Here is a 17,979-nt window from a genome sequence, read left to right on the forward strand (position 1 = left end):
CCCGGGGACGGATTCCCCGGGCGCCCTCCGCGCTTTCCCGGCCGTTGTCGGGAGATCGCACCGACACCGCCGCGCCGCATGCCGATGGTGACCTGTTCGAATACCTGCCCTCGAGAGCCGTTCTCCACAGAACGGGGAAGAATCTTCCTTCCACAGCCTGGGGATCGGCGAGTTGTCCAGATTGGGTCCACAGGAGTCCGAAGCGGGAGATGATCTCCCCAGGTCAACAGGTTGTGGAATTGTGGCCAATTACTTTCCACAGGCTGTGGACAAACCATGTACCCACAGGCCGCGATCAAGGTTGTCCCCATGCGACCCACAGGCAGAGGCCAGTTGCCCACAGCTTCTCCACAGCCCTGTCCACTGTTCGGCAACGAAACGCCCGACCTCACTGGACCGAGTGAAAGCCGTCACACCTGAGTCCACGGTTGGGCTGTGGGGAACGTGGGTAAAACTGGGGACAGCGCTGGGGAGAAGTCCCCGTTGCCTGTGTATCGGGTGTGCAGAACTTTCCGGTGTCCACAGGAGGCCCGGGTTTTCCACGACCGGCGCCCACAGGGCCGGTGGACAAAATATGGTGCCTGACCTGCATGGACGACGTTATCCACGGTTTCCACAGGCCCTACTACTACTCCCACCTAGAGTTACCGGGGAATGCGCTTCGAAGAGGGGCCTGTGCACAACTCGGCGCCGGAGCTTCGACCGCCCGCCGCCCCGACTTGACCCCGAGCCGCACCGAGTGTCGGTGCCGTGCGTCAGACTGGTCTCCGGCATCAGCCCTGCCGTCGGCGGGGAGACCGTGCCGACGAAGGCCAGCAGGGCGAGCGAGCAACAGCAGGAGGCGGTTCCGGTGAAGATCCGGGTGGAGCGCGATGTACTCGCGGAGGCGGTGGCGTGGGTGGCCCGGAGCCTCCCGGCACGTCCGCCGGCGCCCGTTCTCGCGGGCCTTCTTCTGAAGGCGGAGGACGGCGCGCTCAGCTTCTCCAGCTTCGACTACGAGGTCTCGGCGCGGGTCTCCGTCGAGGCCGAGGTCGAGGAGGACGGGACGGTCCTCGTCTCCGGCCGCCTCCTCGCCGACATCTGCCGCGCCCTGCCCAACCGCCCGGTGGAGATTTCCACAGACGGTGTGCGGGCGACCGTGGTCTGCGGCTCCTCCCGGTTCACCCTCCACACCCTGCCGGTGGAGGAGTACCCGGCGCTGCCGCAGATGCCGACCGCCACCGGCACGGTCCCGGGCGAGGTCTTCGCCTCCGCCGCCGCCCAGGTCGCCATCGCGGCGGGCCGCGACGACACGCTGCCCGTCCTCACCGGCGTCCGCATCGAGATCGAGGGCGACACGGTCACGCTGGCCTCCACCGACCGCTACCGCTTCGCGGTCCGCGAATTCCTGTGGAAGCCGGAGTCCCCGGACGCCTCCGCAGTCGCCCTGGTGCCCGCCAAGACCCTGCTCGACACCGCCAAGGCGCTGACCAGCGGTGACACGGTCACGCTGGCGCTCTCCGGCTCCGGTGCCGGCGAGGGCCTGATCGGTTTCGAGGGCGCCGGACGTCGCACCACCACCCGGCTGCTCGAGGGCGACCTCCCGAAGTACCGCACGCTGTTCCCCACCGAGTTCAACTCGGTCGCCGTGATCGAGACGGCCCCGTTCGTGGAGGCGGTCAAGCGCGTGGCGCTCGTCGCCGAGCGGAACACCCCAGTGCGGCTCAGCTTCGAGCAGGGCGTGCTGATCCTGGAGGCGGGTTCCAGCGACGACGCACAGGCTGTGGAGCGCGTGGACGCGCAGCTGGAAGGCGACGACATCTCCATCGCGTTCAACCCGACCTTCCTGTTGGACGGTCTGAGCGCGATCGATTCCCCCGTGGCCCAGCTGTCCTTCACCACCTCCACCAAGCCGGCGCTCCTCAGCGGCAAGCCGGCCGTGGACGCGGAGGCCGACGAGGCGTACAAGTACCTGATCATGCCGGTGCGCCTGAGCGGCTGACCTGCGGAAGAGCGGGTTCGGCGCCCCACGTCTGAGCGCCGGACCCCACAGGTGTGTACCCGCGCCCCGGCGTAGGCTCGGACGCGGGTACGAAACACCACACCTTAAGGAATCTGTCTGATGGAGCTCGGTCTCGTCGGCCTCGGCAAGATGGGCGGGAACATGCGCGAGCGCATCCGCCGCGCAGGCCACACCGTCATCGGTTACGACCGCAACCAGGACCTCGCTGACGTCCCCAGCCTCCAGGAGCTTGTGGACAAGCTCAAGGGTCCGCGCGTCGTGTGGGTGATGGTCCCGGCCGGTGCCGCGACGCAGTCCACCATCGACGATCTCGGCGAGCTGCTCTCCCCCGGCGACGTCGTCGTGGACGGCGGCAACTCCCGCTGGACCGATGACGAGAAGCACGCCGAGGAGCTGGCAGCCAAGGGCATCGGCTTCGTCGACTGCGGTGTGTCGGGCGGTGTCTGGGGTTTGGAGAACGGCTACGCCCTGATGTACGGCGGCGATGCCGAGCACGTCGCCAAGGTGCAGCCCGTCTTCGACGCGCTGAAGCCCGAGGGCGAGCACGGCGCGGTGCACGCGGGCAAGGTCGGTGCCGGCCACTTCGCGAAGATGGTCCACAACGGCATCGAGTACGCAATGATGCAGGCCTACGCCGAGGGCTGGGAGTTGCTGGAGAAGGTCGAGTCGGTCACCGATGTCCGCGAGGTCTTCCGTTCCTGGCAGGAGGGCACGGTCATCCGGTCCTGGCTGCTCGACCTGGCGGTCAACGCGCTCGAAGAGGACGAGCACCTCGAGAAACTGCGCGGCTACGCACAGGACTCCGGCGAGGGCCGGTGGACCGTGGAAGCCGCCATCGACCACGCGGTGCCGCTGCCGGCCATCACCGCTTCGCTGTTCGCGCGGTTCGCGTCCCGGCAGGACGATTCCCCGCAGATGAAGATGATCGCCGCCCTGCGCAACCAGTTCGGCGGGCACGCGGTCGAGAGCAAGTAGCCGTCCACAGGCCGTCGGACGCGTCGCGTCGGACGGCCCGCGAGGCAGCAGGAGAGAGCGGTAGGCCGGGGGAGGTCGGCGTCCACCATGCACGTTACGCACCTGTCGCTGGCCGACTTCCGCTCGTACGCCCGGGTCGAGGTTCCGCTCGACCCGGGCGTCACCGCCTTCGTCGGGGCGAACGGGCAGGGCAAGACCAACCTCGTGGAGGCCGTCGGCTATCTCGCCACGCTCTCCAGCCACCGGGTCGCGTCCGACGCCCCGCTGGTCCGCGTGGGAGCGGACCGGGCCGTCATCCGGGCGGCCGTCACCCAGGGCGAACGTTCCCAGCTGGTCGAGCTGGAGTTGAACCCCGGCCGGGCGAACCGCGCCAGGATCAACCGGTCCTCGCAGGTCAGACCGCGGGACGTGCTGGGGATCCTCCGGACGGTGCTCTTCGCCCCGGAAGACCTCGCGCTGGTGAAGGGCGATCCGGGAGAACGCCGCCGTTTCCTGGACGAGCTGATCACCGCACGATCCCCGCGGATGGCGGGGGTGCGCTCCGACTACGACCGCGTACTCAAGCAGCGCAACACCCTGCTGAAGTCGGCGGCGATGGCGCGACGGCACGGCGGGCGTGCCGACGGTCCGTCCGCGCCGCGGCCCGGGGGCGCGGATCTGTCCACGCTCGACGTCTGGGACCAGCACCTGGCCCGGGCAGGGGCGGAGCTGTTGGCCCGGAGGCTGGACCTGGTCGCCACCTTGCAGCCGCTCGCCGACAAGGCGTACGAGCAGCTTGCGCCGGGTGGCGGGCCGGTCGCGCTGGAGTACCGGGCCTCGGCACCAGGCGACGGGCACACCCGTGAGGAGCTGTACGAGCAGCTGCTCGCCGCGCTCGCGGAGGCGCGCAAGCAGGAGATCGAGCGCGGGGTGACGCTCGTCGGCCCGCACCGCGACGAGCTGTTGCTGAAGCTGGGCGAATTGCCGGCGAAGGGGTACGCGAGCCACGGCGAGTCCTGGAGCTATGCCCTGGCGCTGCGGCTCGCCTCGTACGACCTGCTGCGGGCGGAGGGGAACGAGCCGGTGCTGGTGCTCGACGACGTGTTCGCCGAGCTCGACGCCCGGAGGCGCGAGCGGCTCGCGGACCTGGTGGCACCCGGCGAGCAGGTCCTGGTCACGGCGGCGGTGGACGACGACGTCCCTGGGGTGCTCGCCGGGGCGCGTTACACGGTCGCCGACGGAGCGGTGGAGCGCGCATGAGCGACGAGTCCCTCAGGGCGCCCGAGCCGTCGGGCGTGGATCTGGCCCGGGTCGCACTCCGAGCGGCCAAGGAGCAGGCCCGCGCGCGGGGCGCAGCAGCACAGGAGAAACGGCAGGCCAGGAGGGGCGGTGGACTGCGGTCCGGGGCGCGCGCCGACGGACGGGACCCGCTGCCGCTCGGCGCGGCGATCAACCGCCTGATCACCGAACGCGGCTGGGAGACGCCCGCGGCGGTGGGCGGGGTGATGGGCCGCTGGCCACAGATCGTCGGCGAGGACCTGGCCAAGCACTGCGTTCCGCTGCGGTACGACGAGGACCCGGACCAGCGGGTGCTCACGGTGCAGTGCGACTCGACGGCGTGGGCGACGCAGCTGCGGCTGCTGGCGCCGCGGCTGGTGGCCCGCCTCAACGAGGACCTCGGGCAGGGCACGGTCCGTTTGATCAAGGTGCTGGGGCCGGGCGGCCCGCAGCGCCGCTACGGACCCCTTCGGGCCCCGGGCAGCACGGGCCCGGGAGACACCTACGGCTGACGTCCCGGGGCGGTCGTCCCCCGGGGGGTCACGTATGACTCGGGCACGGGGCGCCCGGCGTCGGCGGGTGCGGCGGAGCGGTGCTCGGGATGTCCCCGGCCAACCGCCCTCGAGCGGTAGGACGGCGCGGCAGGGTGCACGGCAGGACGACTCGTCGCTCCCGCGGGGGCGAGTGCCCGGGACGACGCCGGTGACGGGGCGGCCCTCGCCCGGCGGCGGTCGGTCGCCGCAAGCCCCGCGCCGGTCCCGAGTGACCTGCTGCGGAAGGCCGGCACGAGCTTCAGCGGCGGCTGCGCGCCCGCCCGTCACGAGCGCTCCCGCCGTCACCGGAACGCCTTCTGGGCCGTGTGGAACGGGCGGGGTTCGTGGGGTGTCCCTCACCGTAGCCGCGGGTTGACAGGCCGAAGCGCTCAACGCCCGTGTGAGCCTCCTGGAGCCCCTTCCCGGATATGGGGAGTCGATCGGCGCCCGTTCAGGGCGGCACATGCGTACTCAGGTACCGGCAAACCCCCATGAGTGTCGGCGGTACCGGTAGACTGGTGGACAATCCCGCCCTCCGGCGGGACACGTCGATTAGATGCCGAACGACGCAGCCGCTCCCGCTTGCCCGGAGAACGGTGTGTGCTGTGCCAGAAAGGGCGCTTCGTGGCCGATTCCGGCAACCCCAACGAGAACATTCCGTCCACTGCTGCCGACGGAAGCGGCGAGGCCTCCTCGTCGTACGACGCCAGCGCGATCACCGTCCTCGAGGGTTTGGACGCGGTCCGCAAGCGGCCCGGCATGTACATCGGCTCGACCGGTGAGCGTGGACTCCACCACCTTGTCTACGAGGTCGTCGACAACTCGGTCGACGAGGCCCTCGCCGGCCACGCGGACACGATCGACGTCACGATCCTCGCCGACGGCGGCGTACGCGTCGTCGACAACGGTCGGGGCATCCCCGTGGACATCCACCCGGTGGAGAAGAAGCCGGCCGTCGAGGTCGTGCTCACCGTGCTGCACGCGGGTGGCAAGTTCGGCGGTGGCGGCTACGCCGTGTCCGGCGGTCTGCACGGCGTCGGCGTCTCCGTGGTCAACGCCCTGTCGACGAAGGTGTCGGTCGACATCAAGCGCGACGGCTACCGCTGGACGCAGGACTACAAGCAGGGCGTGCCCACCGCGCCGCTCGCGAAGCACGAGGACGTCGAGGACTCCGGAACCACGGTCACGTTCTGGGCCGACCCGGACATCTTCGAGACGACCGAGTACTCCTTCGAGACGCTGTCGCGCCGCTTCCAGGAGATGGCCTTCCTCAACAAGGGCCTCACCCTGACGCTGACGGACGAGCGCGAGTCCGCGAAGGCGACCGTCGGCGCGGACGACCCGGACGCCGAGGCGGCCGCTGAGCCCCAGGCCCGCACGGTCAAGTACCACTACGAGGGCGGCATCGTCGACTTCGTGAAGTACCTGAACTCGCGCAAGGGCGACCTGATCCACCCCACGGTCATCGACATCAACGCCGAGGACAAGGAGAGGATGCTCTCCATCGAGGTCGCGATGCAGTGGAACTCGCAGTACAGCGAGGGCGTGTACTCCTTCGCGAACACGATCCACACCCATGAGGGCGGCACTCACGAGGAGGGCTTCCGCGCAGCGCTGACGGGTCTCGTCAACCGTTACGCGCGCGACAGGAAGCTGCTGCGCGAGAAGGACGACAACCTCACGGGCGAGGACATCCGCGAGGGCCTGACCGCGATCATCTCGGTCAAGCTGGGCGAGCCCCAGTTCGAGGGCCAGACCAAGACCAAGCTGGGCAACACCGAGGCGAAGACCTTCGTCCAGAAGGTCGTCAACGAGCACCTCACCGACTGGTTCGACCGCAACCCCAACGAGGCCGCGGACATCGTCCGCAAGGGCATCCAGGCCGCCACGGCCCGTGTCGCCGCCCGCAAGGCCCGTGACCTCACCCGTCGCAAGGGCCTGCTGGAGAGCGCTTCGCTGCCCGGCAAGTTGTCCGACTGCCAGTCGAACGACCCCACCAAGTGCGAGATCTTCATCGTCGAGGGTGACTCCGCAGGTGGCTCCGCCAAATCCGGCCGCAACCCGATGTACCAGGCGATCCTGCCGATCCGGGGCAAGATCCTGAACGTCGAGAAGGCACGCGTCGACAAGATCCTGCAGAACACCGAGGTCCAGGCGCTCATCTCGGCCTTCGGCACCGGTATCCACGAGGACTTCGACATCGAGAAGCTCCGGTACCACAAGATCATCTTGATGGCGGACGCCGACGTCGACGGCCAGCACATCAACACCCTGCTGCTGACCTTCCTCTTCCGCTTCATGCGGCCGCTGGTCGAGGCCGGGCACGTGTTCCTGTCCCGCCCACCGCTCTACAAGATCAAGTGGGGGCGCGACGACTTCGAGTACGCGTACTCGGACCGCGAGCGCGACGCCCTCGTCGAGCTCGGCAAGCAGCAGGGCAAGCGGATCAGGGAAGACTCGATCCAGCGCTTCAAGGGTCTCGGCGAGATGAACGCCGAGGAACTGCGCGTCACCACGATGGACGTCGAGCACCGCGTCCTCGGCCAGGTCACCCTGGACGACGCCGCGCAGGCGGACGACCTGTTCTCGGTGCTGATGGGCGAGGACGTCGAGGCACGGCGCTCCTTCATCCAGCGCAACGCCAAGGACGTCCGCTTCCTCGACATCTGAGTCGGTCTCAGCTGACCGCTCGAAAGGACTGAAGACCAGCAATGGCCGACGAGAACACTCCTGCCACCACCGACACCGAAGAGGGAGATCCGCAGCTGCGGATCGAGCCCGTCGGGCTCGAGACGGAGATGCAGCGCTCCTACCTCGACTACGCGATGTCCGTCATCGTCTCGCGTGCGCTGCCGGACGTGCGGGACGGACTGAAGCCCGTCCACCGCCGAGTGCTGTACGCGATGTACGACGGCGGCTACCGGCCCGAGAAGGGCTTCTACAAGTGCGCCCGCGTGGTCGGCGACGTGATGGGCACGTACCACCCGCACGGCGACTCGTCGATCTACGACGCGCTCGTGCGTCTCGCCCAGCCGTGGTCGATGCGCATGCCGCTCGTCGACTCCAACGGCAACTTCGGTTCGCCGGGCAATGACCCGGCTGCCGCCATGCGGTACACCGAGTGCAAGATGATGCCGCTGTCCATGGAGATGCTCCGGGACATCGACGAAGAGACCGTCGACTTCCAGGACAACTACGACGGCCGCAACCAGGAGCCGACGGTCCTGCCCGCGCGCTTCCCGAACCTGCTGGTCAACGGCAGCGCCGGTATCGCGGTCGGTATGGCCACCAACATCCCGCCGCACAATCTGCGCGAGGTCGCGGCGGGTGCCCAGTGGGCGCTGGAGCACCCGGACGCCAGCCATGAGGAGCTCCTCGACGCGCTGGTCGAGCGGATCAAGGGCCCGGACTTCCCGACCGGTGCGCTGGTCGTGGGCCGCAAGGGCATCGAAGAGGCGTACCGGACGGGCCGCGGCTCGATCACCATGCGTGCCGTCGTCGAGGTCGAGGAGATCCAGAACCGCCAGTGCCTGGTGGTCACGGAGCTCCCCTACCAGGTCAACCCGGACAACCTCGCGCAGAAGATCGCCGACCTGGTGAAGGACGGCAAGATCGGCGGCATCGCCGACGTCCGCGACGAGACCTCCTCCCGGACCGGTCAGCGCCTGGTGATCGTGTTGAAGCGGGACGCCGTCGCCAAGGTCGTCCTGAACAACCTCTACAAGCACACCGATCTGCAGACGAATTTCGGCGCCAACATGCTGGCGCTCGTCGACGGCGTGCCGCGCACGTTGTCGTTGGACGCCTTCATCCGCCACTGGGTGACGCACCAGATCGAGGTCATCGTCCGCAGGACGAAGTTCCGGCTGCGCAAGGCCGAGGAGCGGGCGCACATCCTGCGCGGCCTGCTCAAGGCGCTCGACGCGATCGACGAGGTCATCGCGCTGATCCGGCGCAGCCAGACCGTCGAGATCGCGCGTGAGGGCCTGATGGGCCTGCTGGAGATCGACGAGATCCAGGCGAACGCGATCCTCGAGATGCAGCTGCGTCGGCTGGCCGCACTGGAACGGCAGAAGATCGTGCAGGAGCACGACGAGCTGCAGGCGAAGATCAACGAGTACAACGCGATCCTCGCCTCTCCCGAGAAGCAGCGCGGAATCGTCAGCGAGGAGCTGGCCGTCATCGTCGAGAAGTTCGGCGACGACCGGCGTTCCAAGCTGGTCCCCTTCGACGGTGACATGTCCATCGAGGACCTGATCGCCGAGGAGGACATCGTCGTCACGATTACGCGCGGCGGCTACGTGAAGCGCACGAAGACGGACGACTACCGCTCGCAGAAGCGCGGCGGGAAGGGCGTACGGGGCACGAAGCTCAAGGAAGACGACATCGTCGACCACTTCTTCGTGTCCACCACGCACCACTGGCTGCTGTTCTTCACCAACAAGGGCCGGGTCTACCGGGCGAAGGCCTACGAGCTGCCCGACGCCGGCCGGGACGCCCGCGGCCAGCACGTCGCCAACCTGCTGGCGTTCCAGCCGGACGAGCAGATCGCCGAGATCCTGGCGATCCGCGACTACGAGGCCGTCCCGTACCTGGTCCTCGCGACCAAGGCCGGTCTGGTGAAGAAGACCCCCCTGAAGGACTACGACTCCCCGCGCTCCGGCGGCGTCATCGCGATCAACCTCCGGGAGACGGAGGACGGCAGGGACGACGAGCTGATCGGTGCCGAGCTGGTCTCGGCCGAGGACGACCTGCTGCTCATCAGCAAGAAGGCGCAGTCGATCCGGTTCACCGCCACGGACGAGGCCCTGCGCCCCATGGGTCGCGCGACCTCCGGGGTCAAGGGAATGAGTTTCCGCGAGGGCGACGAACTGCTCTCGATGAATGTGGTGCGGCCCGGTACTTTCGTGTTCACTGCCACCGACGGCGGGTACGCGAAGCGGACCGCGGTCGACGAGTACCGCGTCCAGGGGCGCGGCGGCCTGGGGATCAAGGCCGCCAAGATCGTGGAGGACCGCGGTTCGCTCGTCGGTGCGCTGGTGGTCGAGGAGACCGACGAGATCCTCGCCATCACGCTGTCTGGCGGTGTGATTCGAACGCGAGTCAACGAAGTCAGGGAGACCGGCCGTGACACCATGGGCGTCCAGCTGATCAACTTGGGCAAGCGTGATGCCGTGGTCGGTATCGCCCGCAACGCCGAGGCTGGTCGCGAGGCCGAGGAGGTCGACGGGACCGAGGGCGCCGGAGACGGTGCCGCGGACGCCGGCGCAGGGGCGACCGAGCCCGCCGGGGCAGCTGAGACCGCCGAGGGCACGGAGTCCTCGGCCGGGGAGCACGAGGAGTAAGTGTGAGTGGAGCCACGGGCGCCGGACCGGCTGCTGGGGCGAACGGCGACCGTGGCTCTGCCGCGGACTCGGGGAGTACGGTGACCGACACCCGGGGGGCCAAGCCCCCGTACGAGACCTACGGCGGGGAGCAGCCGGTGCAGCAGGGAACGCAGCCGTATCACCCGCCCCAGGCGTACTCCTCACCTCCTGAGGGGACGCAGGGCGGCGACCATGCTGCGGGGGGTGCTGGCGTACGCCATCCGCGCACGGGAGCGACCACGCAGCCGCGCACCCGCAAGGCGCGGTTGCGGGTGGCCAAGGCCGACCCGTGGTCGGTGATGAAGGTCAGCTTCCTGCTCTCCATCGCGCTGGGGATCTGCACCGTCGTGGCCGCCGCCGTGCTGTGGATGGTGATGGACGCCATGGGCGTCTTCTCCACCGTCGGCGGGACCATCAGCGAGGCGACCGGCTCGAACGAGAGCAACGGCTTCGATCTGCAGTCGTTCCTCTCGCTGCCGAGGGTCCTGATCTTCACCTCGGTGATCGCCGTCATCGATGTGGTGCTCGCCACGGCGCTCGCGACGCTGGGTGCCTTCATCTACAACCTCTCCGCCGGGTTCGTGGGCGGGGTCGAGCTGACGCTCGCCGAGGACGAGTAGGCGGTGGTGCCGGGGGGCGGGGAACCGATTTTGGGACTGCCCCCCACGTGCGCTAATCTTCAGGGGTCAGCGCGCAGCGCGGAGGGGCTATAGCTCAGTTGGTTAGAGCGCATCCCTGATAAGGATGAGGCCACAGGTTCAAATCCTGTTAGCCCCACCAGCACGAAGGCCCCCAACGGATCATGGTTGGGGGCCTTTGACATCTACGGCTGACATCAGCCGATCAGTGGGTCCTCCAGCAGTTCGGCGAGCATGGACACAGCTTCACGCTCACCGTTGCCGACGACGTGGGTGTAGACGTCCATGGTCATGCTGATCTGACTGTGCCGGAGGATCGCCTGCGCGACCTTGGGATGCACATTCAGAAACGCGAGCAGAGTGCCGCAGGTGTGCCGGGCGAGGCGAACCGTGATCCGTCGGACACCGGCCCGAGAGACCAACCGGTCGAATGTCCGGGAGAAGCCCACAGGATCGGTCAGGCCACCACGCTCGGACGAGAAGATCACGTCATGGTCCGCCTCCTGGGCCCAGTCTGCGCCCATGATCTTCCGCTCAAGCTCTTGCAGCTCCCGACGCTCCTCCAAGGCCCGAGCGCAGAACTCTGGCAGCGGCAGCACAGCCTGCGAGGACTCCGTCTTGAGGTCCTTGAGGGCCAGGCCCACGCCCTTCTCCCTCTGCACCTGCTTGACTGGCGTGAACTGGCGGTTCTCGAAGTCGATGTCCTGCCAGCGAAGGCCGAGAACCTCACTCCGTCGCAGTCCGAGGACGAGCACCAGGACGCCGGCCGCGTAGAAGCGGTGAGCCCGAGCCGACCGCAGGAAGGTGATGGCTTCCCGCGCGTTCCATGGCTTGACCTTGTCCTTGCTTACCTTGGGCATGTCCACGAGAAGGGCGACGTTGCGCGTCAGCAGCTCCTCGCGCATAGCCCGGTTGAGCGCGTTGCGGAGGATGCGAAGTACCTCGAAGCAGGCGAGGAGCCAGCCCGATTCGCGGCCAGCGTACGGGCCCCGATCTCTCGCCCCATGGCAGCTCCCGCCCAAAGCCGCTACGCCGACCCGCGGCTATCCTCGCCGCGTGACCAGTCAAGCGTTCGAGCTGATGTGGGGGACCTGCGCCCTGGTTGGCGGAGGCGTAGTAGTGGCCAACGTCTGCGGGCTGGCCGAGCGGTTCCAGGCGATGTCCTATGCCTATCGATCTTGGCCAGCCAGCGTGACTACCTGCCGAGTGATCGGTGGCATCTTCATGCTCGCTGGCGCCGGAGTGCTCGGAGCCGCCGCGTTCGGTGTGTAGTGCGTTCTGTCAAGACCGCTTCTTCCGATGACATCAACGGCTGACACCAACACGGCCGATCGTCCACGAATCCAGCCGGACTCACACGGCACGTAGGCGCGGCGCGGATGGGGATCAACCAGAGTGCAGGGTGCCCGCCGACCGACCTGATAAGGATGAGGCCACAGGTTCAAATCCTGTTAGCCCCACCAGTTTGCAGGCCCCCGGTGGATCACGACCGGGGGCCTGTGGCATGTGCGGTCCGCTTCGTCGTAGCCGTTGCAGCGGACGGGCATCATCTCCGACGAACGGCCGGGTCGGCATACCGTGCTCGGCGCGGAGATCGGTCCGTGCCTCCGCCGGCCCGTCGTGCGGGGGGAGGCGTGCCCCGGGGTGGCGACGGTGTGATCATGGTGCAGGTGGGGACCGGGCGCGTAGCCGAAGCACCTGTGTTCGGGCCTGTTTCTGCTGGTGGGAGCTGGAGTTGGCGCCTTCGGGGGTGCTGCCCGGGGCGGATCCAGGTCACCGATCGGTATCGATTGGTGTGTATAGTCGGGCGCCAGAAGTCCCCTACGTCAAGGAAAGACGAGGTCGCGCGGTGAAGAAGCTTCTCCTGGTCGCACTGGCCGCCATCGGCGGGCTCCTCGTGTACCGCCAGATCCAGGCGGATCGCGCCGAGCAGGATCTGTGGACGGAGGCGACCGACTCCGTGCCCGCAGGTTCGGGTGTGTGAGCCCCGACGAGTCCGAGCCATCGAGCCCTTGCCGCCGAGCGCGGCCGGGGCTCGATGCTGTTCGGGGGGCCGCGGGCGCGCGAATGACAGGAGCATGACATCAGTGCTTCACTTAAGTAAATGAAGTACTTGCACTGGTGAATTCGAGACGGCGGTCGGGACGGCGGGACGGCACCACCTTCTCGGCGCGGCACCACCTCCCCCGCGTGCCCCGCACGACGCCCGCCCTGGACGGCTTCTCCACGCCCACGGCCGCCGATGAAGACCGAGGCCGCCGCACGACGGACCCTGCTTGCGAACTCCCCGTCCAGAGGCCTGGATTCAGCCACGCGCGCAGACAACGACCGTCGGGGCGGGGCAGGATGGACCGGCACTGCGGCCGCCGCGACGGCAGGGGAGACGGCCGTCCCCGGCCGCGGGACCGAGGTCACTGCGTACGGGCGGGCGAGCGGCGCGGAGACAGGGGGAGGCGCGGACATGAGGCAGGGCGACAGGGGCCGGGTGACGCTGGCCGTAGCGGCGGCGGTGTGGGCACTGGCGCCGCCGGGCCAGGCACGGGCCGTCGACGCGTACCCGTACGCCTTCGACAGCGGTGCCCGCCCGATCGACGGAGCCGAGAGCACGGCGGACGCCCCGGCACTGGAGGAGGGGACGACCTACGTGTCGTCCATCCGGCTCGAGGGGAAGCTCAACTACCGCGTCGATCTGGACGCGGTGAGGAACGCCTACGTGTCCGTGGTGGCCGTTCCCCCGGCTCCGGCATCCGGGACGCGGCAGTCCCCCAGCGACGGCATCAAGGTCACGCTCCAGGACGGCAGGGGCAGCACCTGCAGCATCTCCAGTGACCGCGCGGGTGCGGCCGGGGCCGCCCGTCCCCTCGCCGCGTACGCGTACCGCACCGTCGGCAAGCGGGGCACGAACTGCCGGGCGGCCGGGGCCTACAACATCCTGGTGGAGCGGACGGGCGCGGCGACCTCCACGCCGGGGGACTGGGCGCTGGAGATCCGTCACACGACCGAGCCCGCGCTCGATGGCGGACCCACCGAGGCACCCGACGCGTGGCCGTCGCAGTCTCCCGGGCTCCCCGCCGGGAGCCCGAGGGAAGTCAGCGGGGGCACGGGCTTCAACGACGCCCCGAACATCTCGGAGGGTGAATGGACCAGCAAGATGGAGGCCGGCCGCACGTACTTCTACCGGGTTCCCGTGAGCTGGGGGCAGCAGGTCTTCGCCCGTGCCGCCATCGGCAGCGCGAACGGAAAGGGTTTCGTCGGTACCGCAGTGACGATGCGGCTGTACAACCCGGTGCGGGGATTCGTCACCGACGCATCGACGGCGTACAGCGGAGGCCAGAAGGAGGCCGCCCTGCGCCCCCTTCCCAAGGCGCTGTACGAGAACCGCTTCGCCAGCAACCCCATGGTCAACGGCATGCGCTTGGAAGGCACTTACTACCTCGCCGTCACACTGAACCCCGAGCTCGGTGAGAAGTTCGGCGGACCCTTCGGGGTGGCCCTGAGCGTCAACGTGGAGGGCGCGGCGCAGGCCGGGACGGGAAGCACCGGGCGGACGGGGGGCTCCTCCGGAGCCGTCGCGGAAGGCAAGACGGGGAGGAGCGGCACGATGAAGGTCGTCGGTACGGCCGCCTTCGGCGCCGGGACGGTGCTGGTACTCGGGCTGGCGGCCTGGACCCTGGCCGCACGGCGGCAGGCCGCGCGGACGGCCTCGTACGCGTCGCACGGCGCGTCCCTCCCTCCACCGTCGCGGACGCCCTACGGACCTCCGGGCGGCGGGTGAGCGCCGGGTCAGGCCTGGGTGAACGCCCAGATGCCCACCGCGAAGCAGATGAGCGCCACGAGCAGCACCGGGATCGCCACCTTCGCGGGCGGTCCCGGTCGTGTGGGGGCCGCGGACGTCGTGGGGAGGCCGGCCGTGGGCGCCTGGACGGACAGTGGGGCGCCCTGAGCGGTGTACTGGCGCGTCAGCGCCTGCCCGTACGGAACCGCCGTCGTGGGAGCCTGGAACGGGTCCTGAAGCAGCGCGCGCTGTACGAAGGTCGCCTGAGTGGGCGCCCGTGGCGCGGGGTGGGTGGCCGGCGGTGTGCCGGGGTGCGCGGGAGGAACGGCCGGACGGGGTGGTGCGGGGGGCTGCTGCACCGGCGCAGCGGGATCGAAGGAACCCGTCCCGGAAGGATCGGGAGCGGACCACGACTGCCCCTGCCAGGCCGGTGGCCCGGTCGGTCGGTCGGGCGTTCCGGGGCCCGGGACCTGAGCGTTCCGTCCGTCAGGCGGCGGTGGGCCGTCGGCGCCCCGGACGTCGGGACCGCTCGTGCGGTGGCCCGCGCCCGAGCCTGTGGTTGTGGCCGATCCTTCGCCCGCGTGCGGGCCCCCGTCCGGGTCGGGCGCACGGTCCACGGGGCGCGGGGCCCCGGGACCGTCGGGGCCGAACCCTTCGGGGAGCGGGCCGAGTTGATCGAAGACCTCGACCGGTTCGTCCTCGTCACCGGTCTCGGGCAGCAGCTCGACGGCAGCGGCGAGCGCCTTGCGCGCCCCCGTGGCCGTGCGGAAACGGGCCTGCGGATCGGGCTGCAGCAGACCCGCCAGCACCTGCCACAGCGGCTCGGAGATGCCCTGCGGCGCACCGGGGGTGCCGTGCTGCACGAAGTGGTCCACCAACGCCTTGGCGTCGGGCTTGCAGCCCTGCAAAAGATAGAGCGAGACCAGCCCGACGGCGAAGAGGTCGGCGGGGAAGTCCGGCTCCGCGCCCAGCATCTGCTCCGGGGCGAAGTAACCCGGCGTCCCCACGACGAAGTTGGTCTCCGTCAGCCGGGGCTCCCCCTTGCGCATCGCGATGCCGAAGTCGGACAGCCGCAGATGAGGCCGTCCCGTTCCGGTGGCCTCCAGGAGGATGTTGGCCGGCTTGATGTCGCGGTGCACCACCTCCTCCGCGTGCACCGCGGCGAGGCCGGCCAGTAACTGGTCGAGCAGGGTGCAGACGAAATGCGGCGGCAGCGGGCCGTAGTCCCCTATCAGGTGGGCCAGTGACCCCCCACCCACCAGGTCCATGGTGAACAGCACCTTGGCGTCGTCCGCGGCCCAGCTGGCCGGGGCGAGGACGTGCGGGTGGTCGATGCGGAGCGCCTGCTCGCGGACGAAGCGCAGCAGGGAGTGCGCATCGCTCTGCTGCAGGACCTTGGCGGCGACGTAACGCCGCCGCCGGTGGTCCCAGGCACGCCACACCGCGCCGATACCCCCGCGGCCGATCGGGTCGACGAGTTCGTACCGACCGGCGAAGACCTCACCCATTGCGCTGCGCCCGCTCCCAGTTCCCTGTTCGTGCGTGCTGCCCCGACCGGTGACCCGCCCCGCCCCGCTGCCGCCCGCCGCTCCGTCAGCTCTGGTGCGACTCGTAGTGGGCGACCGCCTCGGCGGTACGCCCCGCCCCGTACACCCGGAGGAACTCTGCCAGTTCCGGATGCGTCGGGGCGAGGGAGTTGGCCGCGTCGATGATGTCCCCGGCCGCCGCGACCGACCGCAGCAGCGACTGGATCTCCCGGACCACCCGGCGCACCGTGGGGGCACCCGAGCTCGTCGTGGTCTGGCCGGTACCGGTGAGCACCGATCCGCCCTGCGACTTCTTGATCTCGTCCATGCGGCCCGTGGCCTCGGCGGCGCTGACACTGCCGTCGGCGACCTGTCCGGCCAGCTCCTGGAGGGCCTGGACGCGCTGGACGACCGCCGGATTGCCGATCTTGGCCCGCTGCCCGCTCATCAGCTGCGAGAGCATCGGGGCGGAGAGCCCGAGCACTGCTGCGAGCCGTGCCTGATTGAGTCCCAGATCGTCGATGAGGCGACGGAAGAGCGCCCCCAACGGCTCCCCGTACCAGCTGCGCTGGAGCTCCCTGGCTCTGGCGGTGGCGTCCTGTACTGCATCCATAGTGCGTCTCCCCATCGCTTCCCCTGGCGTGGCTTCGCTGCCGCGAACCCGACGAGCATCTTACGGAGCGTGGTCGAATACCGGGAGTCCCAATCCTTTTGCGAGATCCGGGGGGTGACCGGGTACTCTGGTCTCCGTTCCGGGGCCTTAGCTCAGTTGGTAGAGCGCTGTCTTTGCATGGCAGATGTCAGGGGTTCGACTCCCCTAGGCTCCACTCGGTAAATGCCCCCTGAGCTGCGTAGAAGCGGTTTCAGGGGGCGTTTTCTTGCCCATCGGTGGGCACATCGGTGCCCACCGGACGTGGCGGACGCCTCGGGCCCATGCGGTTTGCTGGACCTCGCATCCCCCGCGGGGCCTCCTGGTGCCTGCGGCGCGGAGGGGCGTCGGAGGGAAGGTCGCGCCCCTCCCTCCAGTCCCATGGTCCGGTCCGCCAGTGCTCGTCATGGACCTCGGCGCCTTGAGCGACGTGCCCGTCGCGCACGGGTCGATTCCCGGTCGGCGCAATCCCCTCCGCCGGCTTGCAGGAACACGGCGGGCCGGCCGTCCCGGTGACGGCTTCGTCCGGTCCTCTCCCGTTGACGTCGCAGGTGGCGGGGGTTTCGGGGCCACTTCGGGTCGGCCGCGGACCGTATCCGCAGCAGTCGGGTCCGCAGGGGGCCTCTATATCGCGCACCCGTAGCTGCGCGCATGCGCAGCTACGCCGGACGGGTGGTGTTCATCCGAAGATCTGTCGACCCGTGCCGAAGGTCCCACGATTCCCAAGATGCGTACACATCATGAGGAAGGTATGTAAAACGCCCAACCCGAAAGTGAGGGGTTATGGCCGCCGTCAAGGTCACGTCTTTGTGGACCGCCTTCATCAGCCTGCTCGTGTCCCTGCTCGCTTCCCTGGGGTTCGTGGACTCCGCCAAGGCCGCGTCCCGGCCGGCTCCCCAGCAGCCGGAGTCCGCCTCACCGGTGCTCCCCGCCCTGCTGCCCGTGCAGGGGCGGGCGCGAACGGGACCCGCGGGGCATTCGGTGGGGTGCGCCGGGCACCGGCACCAGTCGGTCCGCGCCAGGGGACCGCGTGACCGGTCGCTGCCCCCGACGATCAAGCAACGCATCGGTGCCGAGGCGCACGGGGCATCGCCGTCGGTCCGTCATCTGCCCGTGCTGGCCGACTCCGAGGTCCAGGACTTCTCGCTCTTCGCGAGGGCCGCGGAAGCCGGGGCCGCCCGCACCGCGGGTGCCCGCACCGGCGCCGCACCCGCCGATGCCGCGCTCGCCGCGGCATGAGCAGCCGGGACGCGGTGTC

General features: G+C 69.4%; 14 protein-coding genes and 2 tRNA genes. 13 read left to right on the plus strand and 3 right to left on the minus strand.

Going from position 1 to position 17,979, the window contains the following annotated elements; genetic code table 11:
* The first annotated feature begins 850 nt into the window (after positions 1-850).
* From dnaN to ACFXOM_RS15130, 8 genes are all read left to right on the plus strand, one after another.
* Positions 851-1,981, plus strand: coding sequence for a DNA polymerase III subunit beta (dnaN, locus tag ACFXOM_RS15095; protein WP_384929709.1), 1,131 nt, complete (start codon positions 851-853; stop codon positions 1,979-1,981).
* A gap of 120 nt (positions 1,982-2,101) precedes the next feature.
* Complete coding sequence (gene gnd / locus ACFXOM_RS15100) at positions 2,102-2,977, plus strand: phosphogluconate dehydrogenase (NAD(+)-dependent, decarboxylating) (protein ID WP_384929659.1); 876 nt, start codon at positions 2,102-2,104, stop codon at positions 2,975-2,977.
* An 87-nt stretch (positions 2,978-3,064) separates the two neighbouring features.
* A complete protein-coding gene (gene recF, locus ACFXOM_RS15105; protein WP_384929656.1) occupies positions 3,065-4,216 on the plus strand; it encodes a DNA replication/repair protein RecF in 1,152 nt (383 codons plus the stop codon).
* Complete coding sequence (locus tag ACFXOM_RS15110; protein ID WP_384929653.1) at positions 4,213-4,746, plus strand: DUF721 domain-containing protein; 534 nt, start codon at positions 4,213-4,215, stop codon at positions 4,744-4,746. Before recF ends, ACFXOM_RS15110 begins: the two co-directional genes overlap by 4 nt.
* Before the next feature lie 621 nt (positions 4,747-5,367).
* Positions 5,368-7,437, plus strand: a complete 2,070-nt coding sequence (gyrB, locus tag ACFXOM_RS15115) for a DNA topoisomerase (ATP-hydrolyzing) subunit B (protein WP_384929650.1) — start codon at positions 5,368-5,370, stop codon at positions 7,435-7,437.
* A 41-nt stretch (positions 7,438-7,478) separates the two neighbouring features.
* Entirely contained in the window at positions 7,479-10,112 is a 2,634-nt protein-coding gene (gyrA, locus tag ACFXOM_RS15120; protein WP_384929648.1) for a DNA gyrase subunit A, read from the plus strand.
* 80 nt (positions 10,113-10,192) lie between these two features.
* Entirely contained in the window at positions 10,193-10,753 is a 561-nt protein-coding gene (locus ACFXOM_RS15125; protein WP_384929646.1) for a DUF3566 domain-containing protein, read from the plus strand.
* 83 nt (positions 10,754-10,836) lie between these two features.
* Positions 10,837-10,913 (plus strand) — tRNA-Ile (locus tag ACFXOM_RS15130).
* Between the two features lie 55 nt (positions 10,914-10,968).
* On the opposite strand, the gene ACFXOM_RS15135 is transcribed toward ACFXOM_RS15130, so the two are convergent.
* Positions 10,969-11,676 carry a site-specific integrase gene (locus ACFXOM_RS15135; protein WP_385038096.1) on the minus strand — a complete coding sequence of 236 codons (708 nt, stop codon included), beginning with the start codon at positions 11,674-11,676 and terminating at the stop codon, positions 10,969-10,971.
* A gap of 151 nt (positions 11,677-11,827) precedes the next feature.
* On the opposite strand from ACFXOM_RS15135, the gene ACFXOM_RS15140 reads away from it, so the two are divergent.
* From ACFXOM_RS15140 to ACFXOM_RS15150, 3 genes are all read left to right on the plus strand, one after another.
* Positions 11,828-12,043, plus strand: a complete 216-nt coding sequence (locus ACFXOM_RS15140) for a hypothetical protein (protein ID WP_384943989.1) — start codon at positions 11,828-11,830, stop codon at positions 12,041-12,043.
* 577 nt (positions 12,044-12,620) lie between these two features.
* Positions 12,621-12,755 (plus strand): DLW-39 family protein, encoded by a 135-nt coding sequence (locus ACFXOM_RS15145; RefSeq protein ID WP_003958712.1) that lies wholly within the window; start codon positions 12,621-12,623, stop codon positions 12,753-12,755.
* 477 nt (positions 12,756-13,232) lie between these two features.
* A complete protein-coding gene (locus ACFXOM_RS15150) occupies positions 13,233-14,546 on the plus strand; it encodes a hypothetical protein (protein WP_384943991.1) in 1,314 nt (437 codons plus the stop codon).
* Between the two features lie 8 nt (positions 14,547-14,554).
* On the opposite strand, the gene ACFXOM_RS15155 is transcribed toward ACFXOM_RS15150, so the two are convergent.
* Both ACFXOM_RS15155 and ACFXOM_RS15160 read right to left on the minus strand, forming a co-directional pair.
* Positions 14,555-16,054 carry a serine/threonine protein kinase gene (locus ACFXOM_RS15155; RefSeq protein WP_385038098.1) on the minus strand — a complete coding sequence of 500 codons (1,500 nt, stop codon included), beginning with the start codon at positions 16,052-16,054 and terminating at the stop codon, positions 14,555-14,557.
* Positions 16,055-16,139: 85 nt separating this feature from the next.
* Entirely contained in the window at positions 16,140-16,685 is a 546-nt protein-coding gene (locus ACFXOM_RS15160) for a helix-turn-helix domain-containing protein (RefSeq protein ID WP_384929637.1), read from the minus strand.
* A gap of 141 nt (positions 16,686-16,826) precedes the next feature.
* Here ACFXOM_RS15160 and ACFXOM_RS15165 point away from each other — a divergent pair.
* Both ACFXOM_RS15165 and ACFXOM_RS15170 read left to right on the plus strand, forming a co-directional pair.
* Positions 16,827-16,899 (plus strand) — tRNA-Ala (locus ACFXOM_RS15165).
* A gap of 605 nt (positions 16,900-17,504) precedes the next feature.
* The gene (locus ACFXOM_RS15170) at positions 17,505-17,960 is read left to right on the plus strand and encodes a DUF6344 domain-containing protein (RefSeq protein ID WP_385038101.1); all 456 of its coding nucleotides are present in this window, start codon (positions 17,505-17,507) and stop codon (positions 17,958-17,960) included.
* Positions 17,961-17,979: the final 19 nt, after the last annotated feature.

The sequence above is a fragment of the Streptomyces sp. NPDC059169 genome (genome assembly GCF_042755225.1).
Classification (GTDB): domain Bacteria; phylum Actinomycetota; class Actinomycetes; order Streptomycetales; family Streptomycetaceae; genus Streptomyces.

Coding starts and splice junctions, on each gene's coding strand:
- gnd (WP_384929659.1), top strand. CDS start 2,102: ATGGAGCTCGGTCTCGTCGGCCTCGGCAAGATGGGCGGGAACATGCGC.
- recF (WP_384929656.1), top strand. CDS start 3,065: ATGCACGTTACGCACCTGTCGCTGGCCGACTTCCGCTCGTACGCCCGG.
- ACFXOM_RS15110 (WP_384929653.1), top strand. CDS start 4,213: ATGAGCGACGAGTCCCTCAGGGCGCCCGAGCCGTCGGGCGTGGATCTG.
- gyrA (WP_384929648.1), top strand. CDS start 7,479: ATGGCCGACGAGAACACTCCTGCCACCACCGACACCGAAGAGGGAGAT.
- ACFXOM_RS15135 (WP_385038096.1), bottom strand. CDS start 11,676: ATGCGCGAGGAGCTGCTGACGCGCAACGTCGCCCTTCTCGTGGACATG.
- ACFXOM_RS15150 (WP_384943991.1), top strand. CDS start 13,233: ATGAGGCAGGGCGACAGGGGCCGGGTGACGCTGGCCGTAGCGGCGGCG.
- ACFXOM_RS15155 (WP_385038098.1), bottom strand. CDS start 16,054: ATGGGTGAGGTCTTCGCCGGTCGGTACGAACTCGTCGACCCGATCGGC.
- ACFXOM_RS15160 (WP_384929637.1), bottom strand. CDS start 16,685: ATGGATGCAGTACAGGACGCCACCGCCAGAGCCAGGGAGCTCCAGCGC.
- ACFXOM_RS15170 (WP_385038101.1), top strand. CDS start 17,505: ATGGCCGCCGTCAAGGTCACGTCTTTGTGGACCGCCTTCATCAGCCTG.